20 protein-coding genes are annotated in these 18,859 nt (G+C 70.1%); 11 read left to right on the top strand and 9 right to left on the bottom strand.

Annotated elements, in window-relative coordinates; genetic code table 11:
* Positions 1-72 precede the first annotated feature (72 nt).
* Positions 73-261, top strand: a complete 189-nt coding sequence (locus tag ACQPXG_RS31170; RefSeq protein WP_433462703.1) for a helix-turn-helix domain-containing protein — start codon at positions 73-75, stop codon at positions 259-261.
* A gap of 119 nt (positions 262-380) precedes the next feature.
* Positions 381-1,526, top strand: a complete 1,146-nt coding sequence (locus ACQPXG_RS31165; protein ID WP_433462702.1) for a tyrosine-type recombinase/integrase — start codon at positions 381-383, stop codon at positions 1,524-1,526.
* A gap of 89 nt (positions 1,527-1,615) precedes the next feature.
* On the opposite strand, the gene ACQPXG_RS31160 is transcribed toward ACQPXG_RS31165, so the two are convergent.
* From ACQPXG_RS31160 to ACQPXG_RS31150, 3 genes are all read right to left on the bottom strand, one after another.
* Positions 1,616-2,443, bottom strand: a complete 828-nt coding sequence (locus tag ACQPXG_RS31160; protein ID WP_433462701.1) for a hypothetical protein — start codon at positions 2,441-2,443, stop codon at positions 1,616-1,618.
* A 421-nt stretch (positions 2,444-2,864) separates the two neighbouring features.
* On the bottom strand, positions 2,865-3,224 hold the full coding sequence (locus ACQPXG_RS31155) for a nucleotide pyrophosphohydrolase (RefSeq protein ID WP_433462700.1): 360 nt from the start codon (positions 3,222-3,224) through the stop codon (positions 2,865-2,867).
* A 123-nt stretch (positions 3,225-3,347) separates the two neighbouring features.
* Entirely contained in the window at positions 3,348-5,309 is a 1,962-nt protein-coding gene (locus ACQPXG_RS31150; RefSeq protein ID WP_433462699.1) for a DUF2075 domain-containing protein, read from the bottom strand.
* A gap of 751 nt (positions 5,310-6,060) precedes the next feature.
* Here ACQPXG_RS31150 and ACQPXG_RS31145 point away from each other — a divergent pair.
* The 5 genes from ACQPXG_RS31145 to ACQPXG_RS31125 all read left to right on the top strand — a co-directional run bounded on the left by ACQPXG_RS31145 (position 6,061) and on the right by ACQPXG_RS31125 (position 9,799).
* Entirely contained in the window at positions 6,061-6,411 is a 351-nt protein-coding gene (locus ACQPXG_RS31145; protein WP_433462698.1) for a hypothetical protein, read from the top strand.
* Positions 6,378-7,454, top strand: coding sequence for a peptidoglycan-binding protein (locus tag ACQPXG_RS31140; RefSeq protein WP_433462697.1), 1,077 nt, complete (start codon positions 6,378-6,380; stop codon positions 7,452-7,454). Before ACQPXG_RS31145 ends, ACQPXG_RS31140 begins: the two co-directional genes overlap by 34 nt.
* Complete coding sequence (locus ACQPXG_RS31135; RefSeq protein ID WP_433462696.1) at positions 7,451-8,167, top strand: ABC transporter ATP-binding protein; 717 nt, start codon at positions 7,451-7,453, stop codon at positions 8,165-8,167. The genes ACQPXG_RS31140 and ACQPXG_RS31135 overlap by 4 nt, the downstream gene beginning before the upstream one ends.
* A complete protein-coding gene (locus tag ACQPXG_RS31130; RefSeq protein ID WP_433462695.1) occupies positions 8,164-9,357 on the top strand; it encodes an ABC transporter permease in 1,194 nt (397 codons plus the stop codon). Before ACQPXG_RS31135 ends, ACQPXG_RS31130 begins: the two co-directional genes overlap by 4 nt.
* Before the next feature lie 79 nt (positions 9,358-9,436).
* Positions 9,437-9,799, top strand: a complete 363-nt coding sequence (locus ACQPXG_RS31125; RefSeq protein ID WP_433462694.1) for a hypothetical protein — start codon at positions 9,437-9,439, stop codon at positions 9,797-9,799.
* Here the strand turns inward: ACQPXG_RS31125 and efeU are convergent.
* The 4 genes from efeU to ACQPXG_RS31105 form a co-directional block, all read right to left on the bottom strand.
* Positions 9,796-10,662: an iron uptake transporter permease EfeU gene (gene efeU / locus ACQPXG_RS31120; protein WP_433462693.1), complete on the bottom strand. Its 867-nt coding sequence runs from the start codon at positions 10,660-10,662 to the stop codon at positions 9,796-9,798. The two genes, ACQPXG_RS31125 and efeU, sit on opposite strands and share 4 nt — an antisense overlap.
* A 117-nt stretch (positions 10,663-10,779) precedes the next feature.
* Positions 10,780-11,979: an HRDC domain-containing protein gene (locus ACQPXG_RS31115; protein ID WP_433470083.1), complete on the bottom strand. Its 1,200-nt coding sequence runs from the start codon at positions 11,977-11,979 to the stop codon at positions 10,780-10,782.
* Between the two features lie 220 nt (positions 11,980-12,199).
* Entirely contained in the window at positions 12,200-12,766 is a 567-nt protein-coding gene (locus ACQPXG_RS31110) for a DUF3000 domain-containing protein (RefSeq protein WP_433462692.1), read from the bottom strand.
* Between the two features lie 136 nt (positions 12,767-12,902).
* On the bottom strand, positions 12,903-13,082 hold the full coding sequence (locus ACQPXG_RS31105; protein ID WP_433462691.1) for a hypothetical protein: 180 nt from the start codon (positions 13,080-13,082) through the stop codon (positions 12,903-12,905).
* 257 nt (positions 13,083-13,339) lie between these two features.
* Here ACQPXG_RS31105 and hemE point away from each other — a divergent pair, with 257 nt between their 5' ends.
* Positions 13,340-14,356 carry a uroporphyrinogen decarboxylase gene (gene hemE / locus ACQPXG_RS31100; RefSeq protein WP_433470082.1) on the top strand — a complete coding sequence of 339 codons (1,017 nt, stop codon included), beginning with the start codon at positions 13,340-13,342 and terminating at the stop codon, positions 14,354-14,356.
* On the opposite strand, the gene ACQPXG_RS31095 is transcribed toward hemE, so the two are convergent.
* Positions 14,353-15,333 (bottom strand): DUF4349 domain-containing protein, encoded by a 981-nt coding sequence (locus tag ACQPXG_RS31095; RefSeq protein WP_433462690.1) that lies wholly within the window; start codon positions 15,331-15,333, stop codon positions 14,353-14,355. The genes hemE and ACQPXG_RS31095 overlap by 4 nt on opposite strands.
* Positions 15,334-15,504: 171 nt before the next feature.
* Between ACQPXG_RS31095 and hemG the strand changes: the two genes are divergently transcribed.
* Genes hemG through ACQPXG_RS31080 form a run of 3 tightly spaced genes read left to right on the top strand, consistent with a single transcriptional unit; the run spans position 15,505 to position 18,267 of the window.
* Positions 15,505-16,977: a protoporphyrinogen oxidase gene (gene hemG / locus ACQPXG_RS31090; protein WP_433462689.1), complete on the top strand. Its 1,473-nt coding sequence runs from the start codon at positions 15,505-15,507 to the stop codon at positions 16,975-16,977.
* The gene (hemQ, locus tag ACQPXG_RS31085; protein WP_433462688.1) at positions 16,934-17,632 is read left to right on the top strand and encodes a hydrogen peroxide-dependent heme synthase; all 699 of its coding nucleotides are present in this window, start codon (positions 16,934-16,936) and stop codon (positions 17,630-17,632) included. The genes hemG and hemQ overlap by 44 nt, the downstream gene beginning before the upstream one ends.
* Before the next feature lie 56 nt (positions 17,633-17,688).
* The gene (locus tag ACQPXG_RS31080) at positions 17,689-18,267 is read left to right on the top strand and encodes a hypothetical protein (RefSeq protein ID WP_433462687.1); all 579 of its coding nucleotides are present in this window, start codon (positions 17,689-17,691) and stop codon (positions 18,265-18,267) included.
* Here the strand turns inward: ACQPXG_RS31080 and ACQPXG_RS31075 are convergent.
* Positions 18,264-18,815 (bottom strand): TIGR04222 domain-containing membrane protein, encoded by a 552-nt coding sequence (locus tag ACQPXG_RS31075; protein WP_433462686.1) that lies wholly within the window; start codon positions 18,813-18,815, stop codon positions 18,264-18,266. The two genes, ACQPXG_RS31080 and ACQPXG_RS31075, sit on opposite strands and share 4 nt — an antisense overlap.
* Positions 18,816-18,859 lie beyond the last annotated feature (44 nt).

Below are 18,859 nucleotides of genomic sequence, written 5' to 3'. Positions count from 1 at the left end.
CAAGGAGATGATCATCAACCCGCATCCACGCACGACCCCGGGACGATCCCGGGTGAGAGGAGGTGGTGTCCCTTGCAGGCGTACACCGTCGAACAGGCGGCCGAGATCCTCAACATCGGACGGGACAAGGTCTACTTCCTGATTCGCACCGGCCAACTCCGCAGCATCAAAATCGGCAAGTTGCGCCGCGTCACTGACCGGCACCTCGCCGAGTTCGTCACCTCCCTGGAAGAGCCCTCCCTCGAAGACGCGACGCGCTGACACGTGCGGGAGGTCCGTCCGGACACAGCATCCGTAGACGGACCTCCCAACCTAGGGACGTCTTGGGACGTCTTGAGTTATTGTCGGTGGTGACCTCGATCGAAACGAGGAGGGATCCGTTGGCAAAGATCCTGGTCGGCAAGTACGAAGGGTCGATTTACGAAGAGGGCGACGGGTACACCGGCGCCATCTCGCTCGGGTTCGGCCCGGACGGCAAGCGCAAGCGACTCAAGAGGAAGGGACGGACGAAAGCACAAGTCAAAGACAAGCTCATCAAGGCCGTGGAAGACCTTGAGAAGGGCGTCAAGGAAGAACGGGACCACACGGTAGAGAAGGCCGTGAACGCCCTGCTCGTTCACCTCGCCAAGCAAGGCAAGAGCGAGGCGACCATGGACACCTATCGCGGCCTCGCCGATCACCACATCATCGGCAGAATCGGGAAGGCCAAGCTCACAGACCTCACGGCGGACGACGTCGAGAGGTGGCTTGACGAGTGCGCCGAGAGGATGACCACGCAGACACTCAAGATCGTCCACGGTCTCCTCAGACGGTCGATCCGCCTCGCGGAACGACGTGACAAGGTGGCACGGAACGTTGCCCTACTGGTCGACACGCCGCAGGGCAAGCACCCCGGGAGGCGTTCGCGCTCCCTCTCCTTGGACGAGGCGACCAAGCTTCTCCGCGAAGCACAGGGGCCACAGCACCGACTCGGCGCATACGTCATCCTCGCGATCGTTTCGGGGCTCCGCACGGAGGAACTCCGGGCGCTCACGTGGGCGGACGTGGATCTCAAAGAGAAGGTCGTCTATGTCCTCCGCTCCGACCGGGAGGGAGGTGACACCAAGACCAAGAAGAGCCGCCGGGGCATCGCCGTGGCGGACATGGCCGTTGACGCGCTCACGGCACACCGCAAGCGGCAAGCCGCCGAGAAGCTCGCCGCAGGTGACGCGTGGCAGGGGCACAACCTCGTCTTCTGCAGAGAGGACGGCACCCCATACAGCAGTGACGACGTCCTACGCCGCTTCCAGCAGCTCACGGCGGCGGCCGGCATCGGTTCCACCTGGGTGCCGCGGGAGTTGCGGCACACGTTCGTGTCCATCATGAGTGACCACGGCGTCGCCTTGGAGAAGATTAGCGACCTCGTCGGACACTCTGACACCCGCACCACACAGACCGTCTACCGGCACGAACTCCGACCCGTGATCACCACGGGCGCCGAGAAGATGAATGCCATCTTCAAGGACGAGAGCAGCAAGTCAGCCTAGGGGAGTGGCTCCCGAATCGGCTCCTCAGACCTGGTACGACCCCGCTGAGCAGGCACGCGGCAAGATCATCGACTACACCCCGATAAGGGCTAGTGGTGTCGGCAGGTGAACGACACGGTCGCGGTGCCTCCCGGCTCGAATGAGACCGTCCCGCGGCCCCGGCCGGCGATGAAACACAGCACCGTTGGATGCACGGTCACCGGCACCGACTCCGACCGCCCTCCGGTGAGGGTCCCGCCTCCGTCGGCGCTGACGCGTCCGGCTCTGTCCTGCACCGACGACACCGACCACTTCACCGGCCCGCCGATGGCGGTCAGCCGGATGTAGCACCGGGCCGGCAGCCCGACGGCCCGCACTCCTTGACAGCCCTCGTCGTCCACCGAGAGCTGCCCGGGCCCGTCCGGCACCTTGTGCGTCTTCTCGGGCGCGGCCTTCTCCGGCTTCGGTTCGGGTTTCTTCTCCTCCTTCTTCGGGGGAGACGGCGTCGGGGTGGCCGTGGGGGAGGGCGACGCGGGCGTGGTCATCGCGACCGGCGGGGCGGCCGACGGCTTCGGCTCCAAGTCCGTCGACTCGAACAGGACGAGCATGCCGCCGGTCAGCGCGACCGCGGCCGCCGCGCCGCCGATCACCACGAGCGGTCCACACGGGGGCGCCGTCCGGCACCGGTCGCGCACCAGTTCGTACAGCCGGTCCCGGAACGTCCCGGCGTCGAGCGCGTCCGCGTCCCGCAGCGAGAGCAGCGCCTCCTGGACGGCCTCCACCGCCCGCTCGTGATCGCCGAGCAGCTCCTGCGCGTATTCGGCGAGCTCCGCTCCATAGACGTTGTAGACAAGGCCGACCGCCCCCGGCCGCTGCGCCTGAAGCGCTTCGACCAGCCGGAAGTCCTCGTTCACCGGCAGCGCGCTTTGAGAGGCCACGCCCGGATTATCACCGACCGACCGCATCACGCATTGCGTCGCGACCCCACATTTTGCGAACAATCTTTATCAACCAGCCAAGAAGGCCCGCCGGTCCACCCGCCGCCCGTTGCCCACCGGACGATCTTCATAAACGCGTCCGACGAGGCACGCCGCTCGATCCAGTCGGGCACGACCGCGCCTCACCCGCGCACTCGGATGTGCCCGGGCAGGTGGCGCGGCCACGATCCTCAGGCCAATCCGGGCATCGACGTGCCGCTCCCGTCCTTCCACATCCACCAAGCCGAGTCGTTCGCCGACGCCTGGACCTCACCTAATGCGCGTCAGGCTCCACGCAAAGCGGGTAGGCCCAAAATGTCGCGCGTGGTCTTTGCGCAACTTTCATGAACAGGTGCCCTGAGAAGTCGGACCCTGCTTCGAATTATTCTTCCCGTATTGCAGAATATTTGAGCGCATTACCGCGTGACTTGGATACAGGGTAGCGACTCTGATTTTCTTGGATTTTAGCGTTGACTGCTGACGGGAGGTCGATGTCCAGGACGTCCGCCAATCGCAAAAGGTAGGAAAACACGTCAGCCATTTCGTCTCGGATGGCTGCGCTCTCCTCGGGGTCATTCATGATGGAAGCAGATTCTTGTGGTGTTTTCCATTGTAGTAGTGCCAGCAATTCCCCGATCTCCCCGGCCAGGGCCATTGCCAGGTTCTTGGGCGTGTGGAACTGCTCCCAGTCTCGCTCATGCGCGAACCGCCGCAACTCTTCCTGCAACTCTTCGATGTCCACGTCATCACCTGATATCCGCCGGTGCTGATGGTTCTGTCGCCTATGGCCTGGCCGTGCCGATGAGGGAAGTGCTGATATCGCCTCGATCGTGAACTCAAAGACCTCATTTCTCGGTGCCAATCTTCAGAATATGGTCTCCTGAATCGGTGGAGGCTCCTTTGAGTGGGCAATTGAGTTCGCGACGTGAGGGTGTCGTCTGAGTATATCCGCCAGGATTGGCTGGACTGGAGGGATGCCAAGTGAGGCTAGCTTTCCTTGCGTTTCGTCATCGGTTGAGTAGAGAACAGTGCCCAACTTACCTCTTGTCGCCAGGACACGATAAATGTTGCGGATGAGCTGATGTCTTCTCCTGCTCTGTGTCCATATATCGAAATTGCGGATGGATGTCCACCGGTCATTCCGCCACGTGTAGTCGGGTCCCATGATCACGCCCGCGTGGTCCCAGTCGAAGTTCTGGGCCGTGTAGATGCAGCCAATCTGCTCGAACCCACTGGGATCGGTCGGCCACATATTGCGGCTGGGTATGTTGAGTTTAACGTTTCCCTTGTTTGCGTTCCAGGGGCGCTTCCAAGTCCCGATTTCGATGTCGGTTGCCAACCACCCGCCGGCAAGCGGTTCTTTCGTCCATTTCCAACAGAAACCCGCTACCATGCGTGCAGTATATCCGAGTGCGATCTTGGCTCTCAGATAGTCTTCCATTTGTTGAGGAGAATCGGCCAAGAGCAATCGGAACTCGCCTCCGCTTCTCCAGGGCCGCGGTGCGGGACCGTAGCCGAGCAGGTCTTCTATCCAGTCAACGTACCCTGGACAGGTGCTGTGCCGGAATTGGCGTCCCAAAGTGATTTCATGAATATTGTCTGGGGCTACTCCGCGATCCAGTGCCGCCTGTCTGATGAGTTCGGGTGCGCCGACTTCGTTGCGCGCCACCACCTGGTGGGGATCAAGGAGGAAGACCGGTACGCGGGCAGCTCTGATCAACTCCCAGACCTGAGGGGTGTTGCTGCGGAACTCTGCTTTCGTGAATCTCACATTGGAGTCTTTGCGGAGCCGGTGTGCCTCATCGATGATCAACACATTCAGGTCGTTGGGTTTGCGATTCCTGTGGTGGTGGAAGTAGGTGAATATTTCATTTATGCTGCCCCGCTGTCCAACGACGTGCTCCCGCAGGTTCACGCCAAAGGCGGAACTGCCCGACGCGTGGACCGTCGGGCAGCCCAGCCTGCTGAGTCGGCCGAGCAACTCCAAGGCTAGAACACTCTTGCCTGTGCCTGGACCGCCATTGATGATGAATACCTGCTTATTATCTTCGGTGAGCGCCTGATCCACTGCTCTGATCACACGATCCGCTGTCTCCTGTTGTTCGTCGAGGAGGACGTACATCTCGCGGTCGGCTACGGCTCGTGCGACTGCACGCATTAGGGACTCAGTCGGACGAACATGTGCATGGTTGATGTCTCGTGCATGTTCATGGGCATTCTCGGGGCTGAGTACCTGACTCAGGAACTGGGCGAACTCTATCCTGGCGTGCTTATCCTTGCCGTAGGTCCTTACTCGTTCTCTCACTTCTGCGGGGAATGGGTAGCGCGGAGGCAAGATGGCGGCGATGTCCTCGGTGTTGGCGTTGTGAAGGTTCACCACCGCGTGGAAGCGGCCGCCGAGCATGGGAAGGTTGCGTTCTAGAGCCCTGCAGTAGTTCCAGACCTGCTTGGCAGGGTGCTGACTGCCGTCATGCCTGGCACCAGGATGTGCGATGAGGTTGGTCCGCGGGTTGACGCCCGCGTGTGACCACTGTTTGTTCTCGATCGCGACCAAGGAAAGTTCATTGGCAGAAGAAGGGTGGGACCCGACCAGGAGCATGTCGATTCGAGCGTCGCTTGAGAGGGTGCTCATCTCCAGAAGTACCATTACTTGTCCCAGCCCGGCTGAGACGAGAACTTCAAGGACGGTCGGGATGCTGTGCCGCCAGGAATCAAGTTCTGCTGGGCCAACGCTGAAGCGGAACTGCTGCCCAGCGAGTTCTTCCATTTCCTCCACGAGGGCGATGATGTCCCTGGTGTGCAGATCGTGGGCGGTGCCGGCCAGCAAGCAACGCGGATGCAATCTCGATCTCCTAGCGAGAGCAGCTGATATCGGGATGTCCGATGGTACTCGGAGGCTGCAGGCCGCCTGTACCGATCGGTGCAAGAAGATGGGTCTCGACGCAGGGCGATGGAGGCCTCGCCACCCGAACTATTGGTAAGATTTTCTTACTGGCCGGTTCAGGCCGCGAGTGCGAGCGGTTGTTAAGGGGGTATCCCCTCCTGCTGAGTCCAAGGGGGCCACGCTCCTTAACGGCCGGACAGTATGCCTATCATCCCGCTCAGCTCGCAACGTTGCTGACGAGGCCACTTGCGTCGGCCCTCGGCGCTTTCCTTGCGCGAGGTAACGCGAGGTCGACGGTGGCAGCCTCGAGCTCCTGCGAAGATCTCCGTCTTCCCTCGCTTGTGACGATTCCTCATCCGCGTTGTGTGTGGGCGGTGGGTGCGACAGTCCAGCTGCCAGAACAGCGGTCATCTTGTCTTCCCCGCCGGGCGGTGCGGTCGGAGGGGGCACGACTAATGCGGGTTTAACCCGCGGGTGGGTCTTATTGCTGTTCGCCGGGGTGTGGCGCCTTGGCGGAGAGGATGAGATGGGGATTCGTGTGCCCACCGCGGTGCTTGTGCTGACGGTCGTGCTCGGGGTGGCTGGGTGTGGGGACGACGGGGGTGGGGGTGGGGTGGCCAGTGTTGGTGGGGCGGCGGGGAAGGCTTCGGCTTCGGCTTCGGCGAGTCGGTCGGTTTCGCCGGAGGACGCTCAGTTGAAGTTCGCGCAGTGCATGCGGGAGAACGGGGTGGACGTCCCCGACCCCGGCACCGGCGAGGGCAGGGCGTTGCGGCTTGGGAAGGGCGGCGACCGGACGAAGCTGCAGGCGGCGCTGGAGAAGTGCCAGCAGTGGCTGCAGGCGGGCGGGAAGATGCCCGATCTGAAGGACCCGAAGGTGCGCGACCAGTACGTCAAGTTCGCGCAGTGCATGCGCGAGCACGGGGTGAACATCCCGGACCCGGGGCCGGACGGGCAGATCACCATCCCGACGCAGCGCGTCGATCGGAGCAAGGCCGAGAAGGCCCGTGAGGCGTGCAAGGGCAGCCTGCCCGGGGCCGGACGGTGAAGCGGGTCGTGGTCGCGGGCGGCGTCGCCGTCGCGGTGGTGGCCGGCGGGGGAAGCGCGCTGGCCTGGACGATGGACGGAGGCGAGGCCGAAGCCGGGCACGAGACACGGCTGACCACCGTGGCCGTGAGCCGGGGCGATCTCGTGGACACCGAGGAGGTGGACGGGAAGCTGACCTACGACGACGTCCGCGAAGTGTGGACGGGCGCGTCGGGAGTTGTGACCTGGGCGCCGAAGGAGGGCCAGGCCGTCAAGCGGGGCGGGACGCTGCTGAAGGTGGCGGGTAAACCGGTCACGCTCATGTACGGCGGTAGCCCCATGTACCGGACGCTCAGGAGCGGTGACTCCGGCAAGGACGTCCGGCAGCTCGAAGAGAATCTGAAGGCCCTCGGCTACGGCGGCATGACCGTGGACGACGAGTTCACGGGGGCGACCGAGACCGCGGTCAAGGAGTGGCAGGACGATCGAGGTCTGGACCAGACCGGGATGGTCGACGCGAGCCAGGTCGTCTTCCTGGGCGGGGCCGTCCGGGTCCGGGAGGTCAAGGCGCCGGAAGGGAAGCGGACCGCACAGGGGCAGCCCGTCCTGACGGTCGCCGGGACGAAGCGTGTCGTGCACGTCGATCTGGACGCCGACAAGCAGGATCTCGCGAAGGAGGGCGCCAAGGTCTCGGTGGAGCTGCCCGGCGGCGCGACCGTCAAAGGGACGATCTCCGAGGTCGGCAGCGTCGCCGAGACCACCGGGTCGGGCCAGGACAAGCAGACCACGGTCGGCGTCGACATCTCGCTCGGGAACGCCAAGACGGGGCGGCTGGACGAGGCGCCGGTCACCGTCGAGCTGGAGAGCGAGCGGCGGGAGAACGTCCTGTCGGTGCCGGTCGAGGCGTTGCTGGCGCTGCGGGAGGGCGGTTTCGGCGTCGAGGTCGTGGACGTCAGTGGGCGGCACCTGCTTCCCGTGGAGGTCGGGGCGTTCGGCGGCGGGCGGGTCGAGATCAGCGGGAACGGGCTGCGCGAGGGACTGAAGGTCGGGGTGCCGGCCGAATGAACGCACTCGGAGCAGACGTCCAGGGCGCGAACATCGTCGAGCTGTCCGGGGTGACCAAGGAATACGCGGGCGGGGTCGCGGCGCTGCGGGGCGTCGACCTGGTGATCGCGCCGGGCGAGCTGGCCGCGATCGTCGGGCCGTCCGGGTCCGGCAAGTCCACGCTGCTGCACATGATCGGGACGCTCGACCGTCCGACCGAGGGCGGCGTCCAGGTCGCCGGGCACGAGGTCGCCGGCCTCACCGACCGGGAGCTGTCAGCGCTGCGGGCGCGGCACATCGGGTTCGTCTTCCAGCAGTTCCACCTCGCCGCGGGGGTGAGCGCGCTCGACAACGTCGCCGACGGCCTGCTCTACAGCGGCGCCGGCCTGAAGGAGCGGCGGGAGCGGGCACGCGCCGCCCTCGATCGGGTCGGGCTCGGGGAGCGGACGACGCACCGGCCGCATCAGCTGTCGGGCGGCGAGCAGCAGCGGGTCGCGGTCGCGCGGGCCGTCGTGGGGGAGCCGGACCTGCTGCTCGCGGACGAGCCGACCGGCAACCTCGACTCCGCCGCGGGCGCCGAGGTGCTCGCGCTGCTGGACGAGCTGAACCGCGCCGGCACCACCGTCGCGATCATCACGCACGACCTGGAGGTCGCGGCGCGTGCGCCGCGGCGGGTCCGGGTCCGGGACGGCCTCGTCGTCGCCGACGAGCGGGCGGAGGTGGGCAGCCGATGAGGGCGGCGCTGGCGCCGGCGAGACTCGGCGCGAACGACGTCCTGCGCGTCGGCCTCGGCGGGCTGCGGGCCCGCCCGGCGCGGGTCGTCCTGTCGGCGCTCGGCATCGCGATCGGGATCGCCACGATGGTCGCCGTCATCGGGATCTCGTCGTCCAGCAAGGAGGACCTGCTGCGGCGGCTCGACCGGCTCGGCACCAACCTGCTGACCGCCAAGCCGGGCGACACGCTGTTCGGCGAGAAGGCGGAGCTGCCCGAGACGGCGCCGGAGATGGTGCGCCGCATCGGGCCCGTGACGGCGGTCGGCGCGACCGGGTCGGTGGAGGCGACCGTGCGCCGCACCGACAAGATCCCGGACGAGGTCACCCAGGGCATCGCCGTGCAGGCCGCGACGACCGAGCTGCTCGGCACGCTCGACGTCGCACCGGCGAGCGGAAGCTGGCTCAACGCAGGTACCGGACGCTATCCCGGCGTCGTCCTCGGCTCGGAGGCCGCGCGGCGGCTCGGGCTGGACCGGGCGGGCGGCCAGGTGTGGATCGGCGGCCGCTGGTTCGTCGTCCTCGGCGTCCTGCGGCCGGCCGAGCTGGCGCCGGAGATCGACCGCTCCGCCCTCGTCGGGTGGGACGCGGCGCAGCGCTACCTCGGCTTCGACGGGCATCCGACGACGATCTACGAACGGTCCACGGACGCGTCCGTCGACGACGTCCGGGAGGTGCTCGCCCGGACGGTCAGCCCGGAGCGCCCCGAGGAGGTCGAGGTCAGCCGTCCGTCCGACGCGCTGGAGGCGCGGGCCGCGGCGGCCGGGGCGTTCACCGGGCTGCTGCTCGGGCTCGGCGCCGTCGCGCTGCTCGTCGGCGGCGTCGGCGTCGCCAACACGATGGTGATCTCGGTGCTGGAGCGGCGCCGCGAGATCGGGCTGCGCCGCTCGCTGGGCGCGACCCGCGGCCAGATCCGGGTCCAGTTCCTCGCCGAGTCGCTGCTGCTGTCGGCGTTCGGCGGCGCGGCGGGGGTCGTGCTCGGCGCCGCGGTGACCACCGGGTTCGCGCTGTGGAAGGGCTGGCCGCCGGTCGTGCCGCCGTGGGCGCTCGGCGGCGCGCTCGCCGCCACGCTGGCGATCGGGACGGTCGCGGGCCTGTACCCGGCGATGCGCGCGGCGCGGCTGCCGCCGACCGCGGCGCTCGCGACGGCCTGAGGCTGGTCACGCTCCGCCGAACCGGTGCATGATTGTCACGGCCGACGACGTCACGCCCGGGGGAGGTGCCTCACCAGCCATGCCGGTGCCACGCCCGCTCCGCGAGCGCTGCAGGGAGTTCCTCGGGATCGACGGAGAGATCCGCTACATCTTCCCCGCGATGGCCTACGGCGGCGGTGCGGGATTCATCTTCGTCGTCACCGACGACCAGGTCGCGGTGATCTCCACCGGCTCGCTGAGCCGCAGCACCCCGAAGACCGTCTGGGGCAGCTACCCGCGCGGCACCCGGATCGGGCCGGTGGAGACCGGCGGCGGCGCGTCGTTCGAGTTCGCCGGCGCCGTGTTCGAGGTGGACGACGAGTACGTCCCGGTCGTCAACGCGGCCGACGCGGAGATCTTCGCCCGCGACAGCCTCCCCCGCGACCCGCTGCCCGACCTCTAGGACGAGCTGGCGGCAGGCTCGGTGGTCTTGGCGGGGGCGGGCTTGGGCGTGGACGGCTTGCGCAGGAACAGGAACATCACCGGCACCAGGTAGGCCGCCCACATGATCAGCTGCAGCCAGGTGATCTGCGGGGTGACGTTGAGGACGCCCTGGAAGACGGTCTGCATCCAGTCGCCCGCGCTGCCGAACTTGGCGAAGAACGTGTGCGGCTCCAGCGCGACGGAGTTCAGGCCCGGGAAGACCTCGGCCTCCTGAAGGTCGTGGAAGCCGTAGCCGAAGACGCCCGCCGCGACGACGATGAGCGCGGCGCCCGTCCAGGTGAAGAACCGCTTGAGGTTGATCTTGAGGCCGCCCCGGTAGAGCAGGTAGCCGAGCGCGACGGCGACCGCGAGGCCGAGGAACGCGCCGACGATCGGCTGGGTGGACCCTTCGGAGGAGTTGGAGATGTTCGTCCACAGGAACAGGGCGGTCTCCAGGCCCTCGCGCCCGACGGCGAGGAAGGCGACGGCGGCGAGCGCGAGCGGCCCGACGTTCAGCGCGCCCTCCAGCCTGCCCTCCAGTTCGGCCTTCATGAACCGGGCGGTCTTGCGCATCCAGAAGACCATCCAGGTGACGAGCCCCACCGCGACGATCGACAGCACGCCGCCGAACAGCTCCTGCGTCTTGAACTGCATCTCCGACGACGCGGCGGTCAGCGCGATGCCGAACGCGAACGCGAGGACGATGGCGATGCCGATCCCCGTCCAGACGGGGAGGAGGGCCCGGCGGTTGCCGGTCTTCACCAGGTACGCGATCAGGATGCTCACGACCAGGGCGGCCTCAAGCCCCTCGCGCAGTCCGATGAGGAAGTTGCCCAGTAGCATCGCCGCACTCCTCGGGGGTCACACAGACGTTTTAGGCAAACCTAACCTAAGCCAGTGTGTGCTCCCCGGCCGCCCCCTGACAAGGCTCGAATCTCCGCAGCCGCCACAGGCCGGGAGTTACAGCTCGCCTTTGCTTTCGAGGCGGAGGAACGCCTTGGCGATGGGCTGGGCGGTCAGGCCGACCTGCCAGCCGCGGGCGCCGAGCTCGCGCAGCGCCGCGCCGACCGCGGACGCCGACGACTCCGCGGGCGGCGTCCAGGCCAGCCTGCGGACGTAGTCGGGCTGCACGAGGTTCTCCGACGGCATCGAGTGCTCGTCGGCGAGCGCGGCGACGACGGCGCGGGCGGCGGTGAGCCGCTTGGCGGCCTCCGGGTCGCGGTCGGCCCAGCGGTGCGCGGGCGGCGGGCCGTCGCCGGGCAGGTTGGACTCCGGCAGCGCGCGGTCGCCGAGGTCGCGGGCGCGGGCGACGGCGCGCAGCCACGCCGACTGGTGCCGGCGGGCGCCGCGGCCCCGCATCGTGGGCAGCGACTGCAGCTCGGCCGGGGTCTTCGGGGTCTTCTGCGCCAGCTCGATGATCGCGGCGTCCTGCAGCACCCGGCCGGGGGACAGGTCCCGGTCCCGGGCGATCCGGTCGCGCGCCTCCCAGACCTCGCGGACGGTGGCGAGCGCCCGCCGGTTCCGCACCCGGTGGATGCCGGACGTGCGGCGCCACGGGTCGGGACGCGGCGGCTTCGGCGGCGTGGTCAGGATCGCGGCGAACTCCTCCAGCGCCCAGTCCAGCTTGCCCGCGGCCTCAAGCTCGCCCTGCAGGGCGTCGCGCAGCTCGACCAGCAGCTCGACGTCCAGCGCGGCGTAGCGCAGCCAGTCCTCCGGGAGGGGACGCGTCGACCAGTCGGCCGCCGAGTACCCCTTCTCCAGCAGGAAGCCCAGCACGTTCTCGACCATGGAGCCGAGCCCGACCCGCGGATAGCCGAGCAGCCGCCCGGCGAGCTCGGTGTCGAACAGCCGGCGCGGCGCGAGGCCGACCTCGGCCAGGCACGGAAGGTCCTGGTTGGCGGCGTGCAGCACCATCTCGACGTCGGCGAGGGCGGCGTCCAGCCCGGACAGGTCGGGCAGCGCGACCGGGTCGATCAGCGCGGTGCCCGCGCCGGCCCGGCGCAGCTGGATCAGGTAGGCGCGCTGCCCGTACCGGTAGCCGGAGGCCCGCTCGGCGTCGACCGCGACCGGGCCGGTGCCCGCGGCGAACGCCGCGATGACACGTTCCAGATCCGCGGCGGTGGTGAGCACCGGCGGGACGCCCTCGCGCGGCTCCAGCAACGGGACGGCGGGGGGACCGGTGTCGGCCTCCGTGCCCGCCGGGCCGGGTTCCGGCCCGGCCGGCCCGGGAACGGTCCCGGGCGGAGTCGTCGCCGTCTTTTCTGCACCGGCGTCCCGTTCGGGGCCGGTGGCGCGCGTTTCGGACACTCCCACTGCTTCCGTGTTCTCCCCCGCCGCCTCGGTTTCGGACGCTGTGCTCACGCCCCCTACCGTACGTCGCTCAGCCGCCCGCCCCGCCCGGCCGGTCGGGCAGCGCCGCGACGCCGGTCGGGGGCAGCCCCGCCGTGGTGCACATCACCTCGCACCACGCCAGCACGTGACCGGCGAGATCGTCCCCGGCCGGGGACCACGACGCGCGCAGTTCCAGCTCGGTCGTGGACGGCTCGTCGCGCTTGTCGCCGAAGCTCTCCGACACCGCGCGGGTGATCGTGCCGGACTCGCCCGCGTAGCCGGCGGGCTCCAGCGCCTCCAGCAGCCAGTCCCACGCGACGGAGCCGATCAGCTCGTCCGCGGCGATGTCGGGCTCCAGGTCGGCGCGGATGTAGGCGACGACGCGGAAGCCGTTCGTCCAGCCGGGACGGCCGTCGGGGTCGTACAGCACGATGAGGCGTCCCATCGCGACCTCGGTGTCGTCGTCGCGGTAGACGCTGCCGGACATGGCCGCCGCGTACGGCGCGAGGCTCTGCGGGGCCGGCATGTCCTCCAGGTCGAGCTCCGGCCGGAGGGCGGGGCCCTCGAGGATCTCGCGCAGCGTGTCGACGGCCCGCTGGAAGGCAGGTGGGTTCATGGGTGGACCGGCCTGATCGCGGGGGAGTGACTCGGGTCGGGGAAGCCGGGACGGGCCGCCGCCGCACGCGGCGGCGGGGGGACGCGGAGGGGAGAAAGGCACGGCACAGGCTGTTTCGTTTCGGGGGCCGGGCCGTTCAGGCCACGGCCCGCTCGGCTGCGGCGCGGGCGCGCGCCGGGGCGGTGCCGGAGACCCGGACGGGGGCCGGAGCGGTCACGGGCGGCAGACCGACCAGGATGGCCGTGCCGCACTCCGCGCAGGCCCGCTCCGGGCACTCCTCACCGTGGCCGTCGGGACACGGCGGCTGCTCGAACACACGTTCATCACCGCAGGTGGAGCAGTACAAGGGGGAACCTCCCTCGGCTATGACACGCATCACGTTCGCACGCGCCGGTGACAGAATGCGGGACTTCGCTCGGCGTGTCCGGAAGTTCGTGCCGCCTCACATGTCACTCCCGTGCCTTGCCGACGTGTTTTCGTGGGACCATACGCAACGTGACCGCTGACGTTGCCCGCCCCAACGACGACTCCGCGAATCCGCCCGGCGACGGCGGCCTCGCGGGGAGCCCCTTCCTGCTGGCCTGCCGCCGGCGGCCGGTGCCGCACACGCCCGTGTGGTTCATGCGGCAGGCCGGGCGCTCCCTGCCGGAGTACCTGCGGGTGCGCGAGGGCGTGCCGATGCTGGAGTCGTGCACCCGGCCCGACATGATCGTGGAGATCACGATGCAGCCGGTGCGGCGGTACGCGGTGGACGCGGCGATCTTCTTCAGCGACATCGTGGTCCCGCTCAAGGCGATCGGCGTCGACGTCGACATCAAGCCGGGCGTCGGGCCGGTCATCGCCGACCCGGTCCGCTCGGCGGCCGACCTGGACGCGCTGCGCCCGCTCGTGCCCGACGACGTCCCGTACGTCACCGAGGCTGTCGCCGGGCTGCTCGGCGAGCTCAGCACGACGCCGCTGATCGGTTTCGCGGGCGGCCCGTTCACGCTCGCCTCGTACCTGATCGAGGGCGGCCCGTCCAAGAACCAAGAGCGCACCAAGGCCATGATGTACGGCGAGCCGGAGCTCTGGGCGAGGCTCATGGACCGGCTGGCCGACATCACGATCGCGTTCCTGAAGGTGCAGGTCGCCGCCGGCGCGAGCGCCGTGCAGGTCTTCGACTCGTGGGTGGGTTCGGTCGCCGCGCAGGACTACCGGGAGTCGGTCCTCCCGCACACCCGCCGCATCTTCGCCGAGGTCGAGCCGCTCGGCGTCCCGCGCATCCACTTCGGCGTCGGGACGGGCGAGCTGCTCGGCCCGATGGGCGAGGCCGGGGCGGACGTCGTCGGCGTCGACTGGCGGGTGCCGCTGGACGAGGCCGTCAGCCGCGTCGAACCGGGCAAGGCCCTGCAGGGCAACCTCGACCCGGCGATCCTGTTCGCGCCGTGGGAGATCGTCGAACGCCGCGCGCGCGACGTGCTGGCCCGCGGCCGCACCGCCGAGGGGCACATCTTCAACCTGGGGCACGGCGTCACGCCGTCCACGGACCCGGACGTCCTGGCCCGCCTCGCGGACCTCGTCCACGAGGCGAGTGCCGAGGACGCGTCCTAAGCCGACGGCGGGGCCTGCGGGGCCTCTTCATCGGCACCGGCACCGGCCACGGCCTTCTCCGCCTCCGGTCCGGGCTCGCCGTTCGCGCGGTCGCCCTCGCCGCCGCGGCGACGGCCGCGGAGGCGGTGCCGGAGCGCCAGCAGCGGGATCCCGATCACGGCGGCCGTGACGAGGAACGGCAGCAGCCAGCCCAGCACGGCGGCGACGCCTCCGACGAACGCGGTGAACGCGTGCCAACCGCTCTCCAGCCCGCCGGCGAAACCGCCGCGGGGCTCGTCCTTCTTCGGCGGCGTGGGCTTGGTCACGACCGTCACGGTCACGGTCGCGTACTGCGTCCGGTGCGCCAGCGACCTCTGGCGGGCCTGCAGCGCCTCCAGGTCGGCCTCCCGCTCGGCGATCTCCTGCTCGACGTTGATCACCTCGCCGACCGAACCCGCGCGGTCGAGCAGCTTGCGGAACGACTCCAGTGCGGCCTTGGCGGACCGCACCCGCGCGTCGACGTCGGCGACCTCGCCGGTGACGTCCTCGGCCTGCTGGCTGAGCGAGAGCTTCGTGCCGAGCTGCGTGCTCAGCTGGTTCAGCACGTCGGTGTACCGGTCGCCGGGGATCTTCAGCGCGATCTCCGAGCGCGCCGGGTCGCTGGAGGTCGACTCCCGCTCGACGTACCCGCCCGCCGCCGCGACCAGTTGCTTGGCCTTGCCGGCGGCGGCCTCCACGTCCCCGGCCCTGACCCGCAGGTCCGCGGTGTGGACGACCTCATGCCCGGTGGGCAGCGGCGCCTGGGGCGCCTTCTGCGCCCCCGGCCGAGAAGGGCCCGCCTCGCCGCGGGTGCCGCTCGCTCCGGCCGGTGCGCCGGCGCCGCCCCGGTCGGCCGCCTCCGAGGACGTCCCGGAGTCGCCGCCGCCGCTGCATGAGGCCAGGACCCCGGCCAGCAGCAGGACGACCAGTGCGCAGGTGATGCTCCTGACGATCCGCATAGGGCTTGGACGAGGTGACGTGGATCACCGTTCCGCGGACCGGATCGCGATGCGGGCACGGAGAGGGCACGCGCCGGTCACGGCCCGGCCCTGTGCGGGCGCTGTGCCCGCCGGCCCCTGTGCCCGCCGCCCCGGTGCGCGGTGCGGCGGGACGTCTGGGAGGCTGGGGCCATGACCACGTCCCATGCCGTTGTCGTCGGGGGCGGCATCGCGGGCCTCGCCGCCGCGCGCCTGCTCGCCCGGGGCGGCCTGCGGGTGACCGTCCTGGAGGGCTCCCCGGACATCGGCGGCAAGCTGCGGGTCGGCGACATCGCCGGCGTCCCGGTGGACGAGGGCGCCGAGTCGATGCTCGCCCGCCGCCCCGAGGGCCTGGACCTGGTGCGCGACCTCGGCCGGTCCGGTGACCTCGTGAACCCCGGCACCACGTCCTCGGCGATCCTCAGCCGCGGCGCGCTCCGGCCGATCCCGTCCGGGCAGGTGATGGGCGTCCCGTCCGACCTGAAGGCGCTGGCCGCCTCGCAGGTGCTGTCGCCGGCCGGGCTGGCGCGCGTCCCGCTCGACCTGGTGCTGCCCGAGACGCCGCGCGGCGCGGACGTGTCCGTCGCGGACTTCATCGGCGCCCGCGTGGGCCGGGAGGTCGTCGACCGGCTCGTCGAGCCGCTTCTCGGCGGCGTCTACGCGGGACGCGCCGAGCTGCTGTCGTTCGACTCCACCCTCCCCGCCGTCGCCGCCGCGGCGCGCGCGCACCGGTCGCTGATCAGCGCCGTCCAGGGCATCCGGGACGCCGCGCCCAAGGACCCCGGCCCGGTGTTCGCCACGCTGCCGGACGGCCTCGGCACGCTCCCGCACCTGGTCGCCGCCGACCTCGCCGAGGCGGGCGGGACGGTCCGCACCGGCGCGATGGTCCGTGAGCTGCGCCGCCGCGCGGACGGCTGGCGGCTCACCGTCGGCCCCGTCCGCGCCCCCGAGTACCTCGATGCCGACGCGGTGGTGATCGCGGTCCCGGCGGCCCCCGCGTCCCGGCTGCTGAAGCCGGACGTGCCCGCCGCCGCGCGGGAGCTGGCCGGCATCGAGTACGCCAGCATGGCGATCATCACGCTCGCCTACCGGGCCACCGCGTTCCCGCGGCGGCCGGACGGCAGCGGCTACCTCGTCCCGGGCGTGGAGAGCGCCCCGGACAACGGCGGCCGAGGGGTCAAGGCCGTCACCTTCAGCTCGGTAAAATGGCCTCACCTGCGCGACCGTGACCCCGGTGTCATCGCGGTCCGCTGCTCCATCGGGCGGTTCGGCGAGGAGCACACGCTCCAGCGGGCCGACGAGGAGCTCACCGCGACCGCCATGGCCGAGCTCGGCGCGACGTGCGGCGTCACCGAGTTGCCGGTGGAGAGCCGGGTGACCCGGTGGGGCGGCGGCCTCCCGCAGTACAACGTGGGCCACGCCGACCGCGTGGCCAAGATCCGGGCCGCGGTCGCCGGTGAACCGGGGCTGGCCGTCGCCGGCGCCGCCTACGACGGCCTCGGCGTCCCCGCGTGCATCGCCTCGGCGCGCGCGGCGGCGAACCGGGTGCTGGACCATCTGCGCAGTCGAGAAGGAGTGGATCATGACCGAGCCGGCGGGCAAGCCGAAGGCACGCGAACTCAATAACGTCATCCGCTACACCATGTGGTCGGTCTTCCGGGTCGCGGACCCGGGCACCGTCGGCGAGAAGGACGCGGCCGAGGTCCAGGACCTCCTCGACCAGGCGGCCCAGAAGGACGTCACCACGCGCGGCGCCTACGACGTCGCCGGCCTGCGCGCGGACGCCGACTTCATGTTCTGGTGGCACGCGCCCACGTCCGACGACCTCCAGGAGGTCTACACCCGGTTCCGCCGGACGGCGCTGGGCCGCGCGAGCGAGCCGGTGTGGTCGCAGATGGCGCTGCACCGCCCCGCCGAGTTCAACAAGAGCCACATTCCCGCGTTCCTCGCCGACGAGGAGCCGCGCAACTATGTCTGCGTGTACCCGTTCGTCCGGTCCTACGAGTGGTACCTGCTGCCGGACGAGGAGCGCCGCGCGATGCTCGCCGAGCACGGCATGATGGCGCGCGACTACCCCGACGTCCGGGCCAACACCGTGTCGGCCTTCGCGCTCGGCGACTACGAGTGGATGCTCGCGTTCGAGGCCGACGAGCTGCACCGCATCGTCGACCTGATGCGCCACCTGCGCGGCGCGAAGGCGCGGTTGCACACCCGCCTCGAAATCCCCTTCTACACCGGCCGCCGCAAGCCGGTCGCCGAGCTCGTCGCCGGCCTCGCCTAGCGGCACATCGCCCGACCCGGCGGAGGACGGGGCGAATCAGCAGTAAGGTGCCGTCCGTGACCAAGTCTCCCGGCAGCCACTCCCGCGGACGGCACGCGAGGCCGCCGTCCGAGTTCGCGATCCGCTGGAACCGCCTGACCGCGTCGCTGCGGGGGTCGCGGCGGCGCCGGCTGGCCGCCGCAGTCACGGCGGCCGCGGCGGTGGCGGCGGTCGTGACCGCCGGGGTGCTGGTGCTGCCCGGCGGCTCGGAGCCCGCCCCCCGCGCCGCCGCCGTCCGCAGCGCCGCCGCCTCCCCGTCGACGCACGAGAGCCTCGCGGCCGCCGGGGACCCCGACGAGATCACCGACGCGGTGCCGTACTTCGAGACCAAGGACCCGGACGGGAAGGTCGTCAAGCACGTCACCGACGTCCGCCGCAGCGGCAGCTTCGTCCGCGTCTACACGGACCTGGGCGAGGAGGACGAGAACTCCAAGCCCGCCCTCGACCTCTGCAAGTGGACGACCCAGTTCCTGGAGGACGGCGGCGACGACGAACCGCGCGTCTTCGTCCACGGCAAGAGCGACGACAACGGCAGCGTCGTCCTCGCGAACAAGCAGAGCGACAAGGACGACTGCGAGGTCCCCGAGACCCGCTAGTAGGCGCCGCCGCCGTACTGGTCGTCCGAGAGGTTGCTGGCCTCCAGGTTCCAGCGGCCGCGCGACCGGGCCCGGGGGAGCGTGACCGGCTTCGGGTCGCCGCTTTCCAGGATCTCCCGCAGCTTGGCGTCTTCGATCCCGGCCGGTCCGAGCACGGCGAGCCTCTCGACCTGGGACGCGCCTGGCCGTTCGGCGAGCGTCCGGCGGAGCGTCCGGCCCAGCCGGGTGGGCCGGAGCCGCCTGCCGCGCAGCAGGCCGGCCTCGCGCATCGCCTCGCCGATGGCGGCCACCTCCGGCGACCCGGCGACCGCCGCGATCACCTGGCCGAGCGGGCGCCCGATGCGGGGGATCTCGCCGAGGACCGCGTCCAGCAGCGGATCGCCGGACTCCTCACGCCGCACGACCTCCACCCGATGCGTCCCCCTGAAGATCCGGACCCGGCGCTCCTCGTACAGGGTGAACACCGCGATCTGGACGACCCTCGACGGACCGCCGCAGAGCAGCGCGGTCGTGTAGTGATCGAACTCGTCCGCATCGAACGCGTCCATGGCGACCCCCTGTGCCGTCGTCCATAGGACGTCCGGACCCCCAC

It is taken from the genome of Spirillospora sp. CA-128828, from assembly GCF_050945415.1.
In the GTDB taxonomy this organism is placed as follows: Bacteria; Actinomycetota; Actinomycetes; order Streptosporangiales; family Streptosporangiaceae; genus Spirillospora.
The sequence above is the reverse complement of the archived record's forward strand: the minus strand, read 5'-3'. Positions and strand labels throughout refer to the sequence as shown.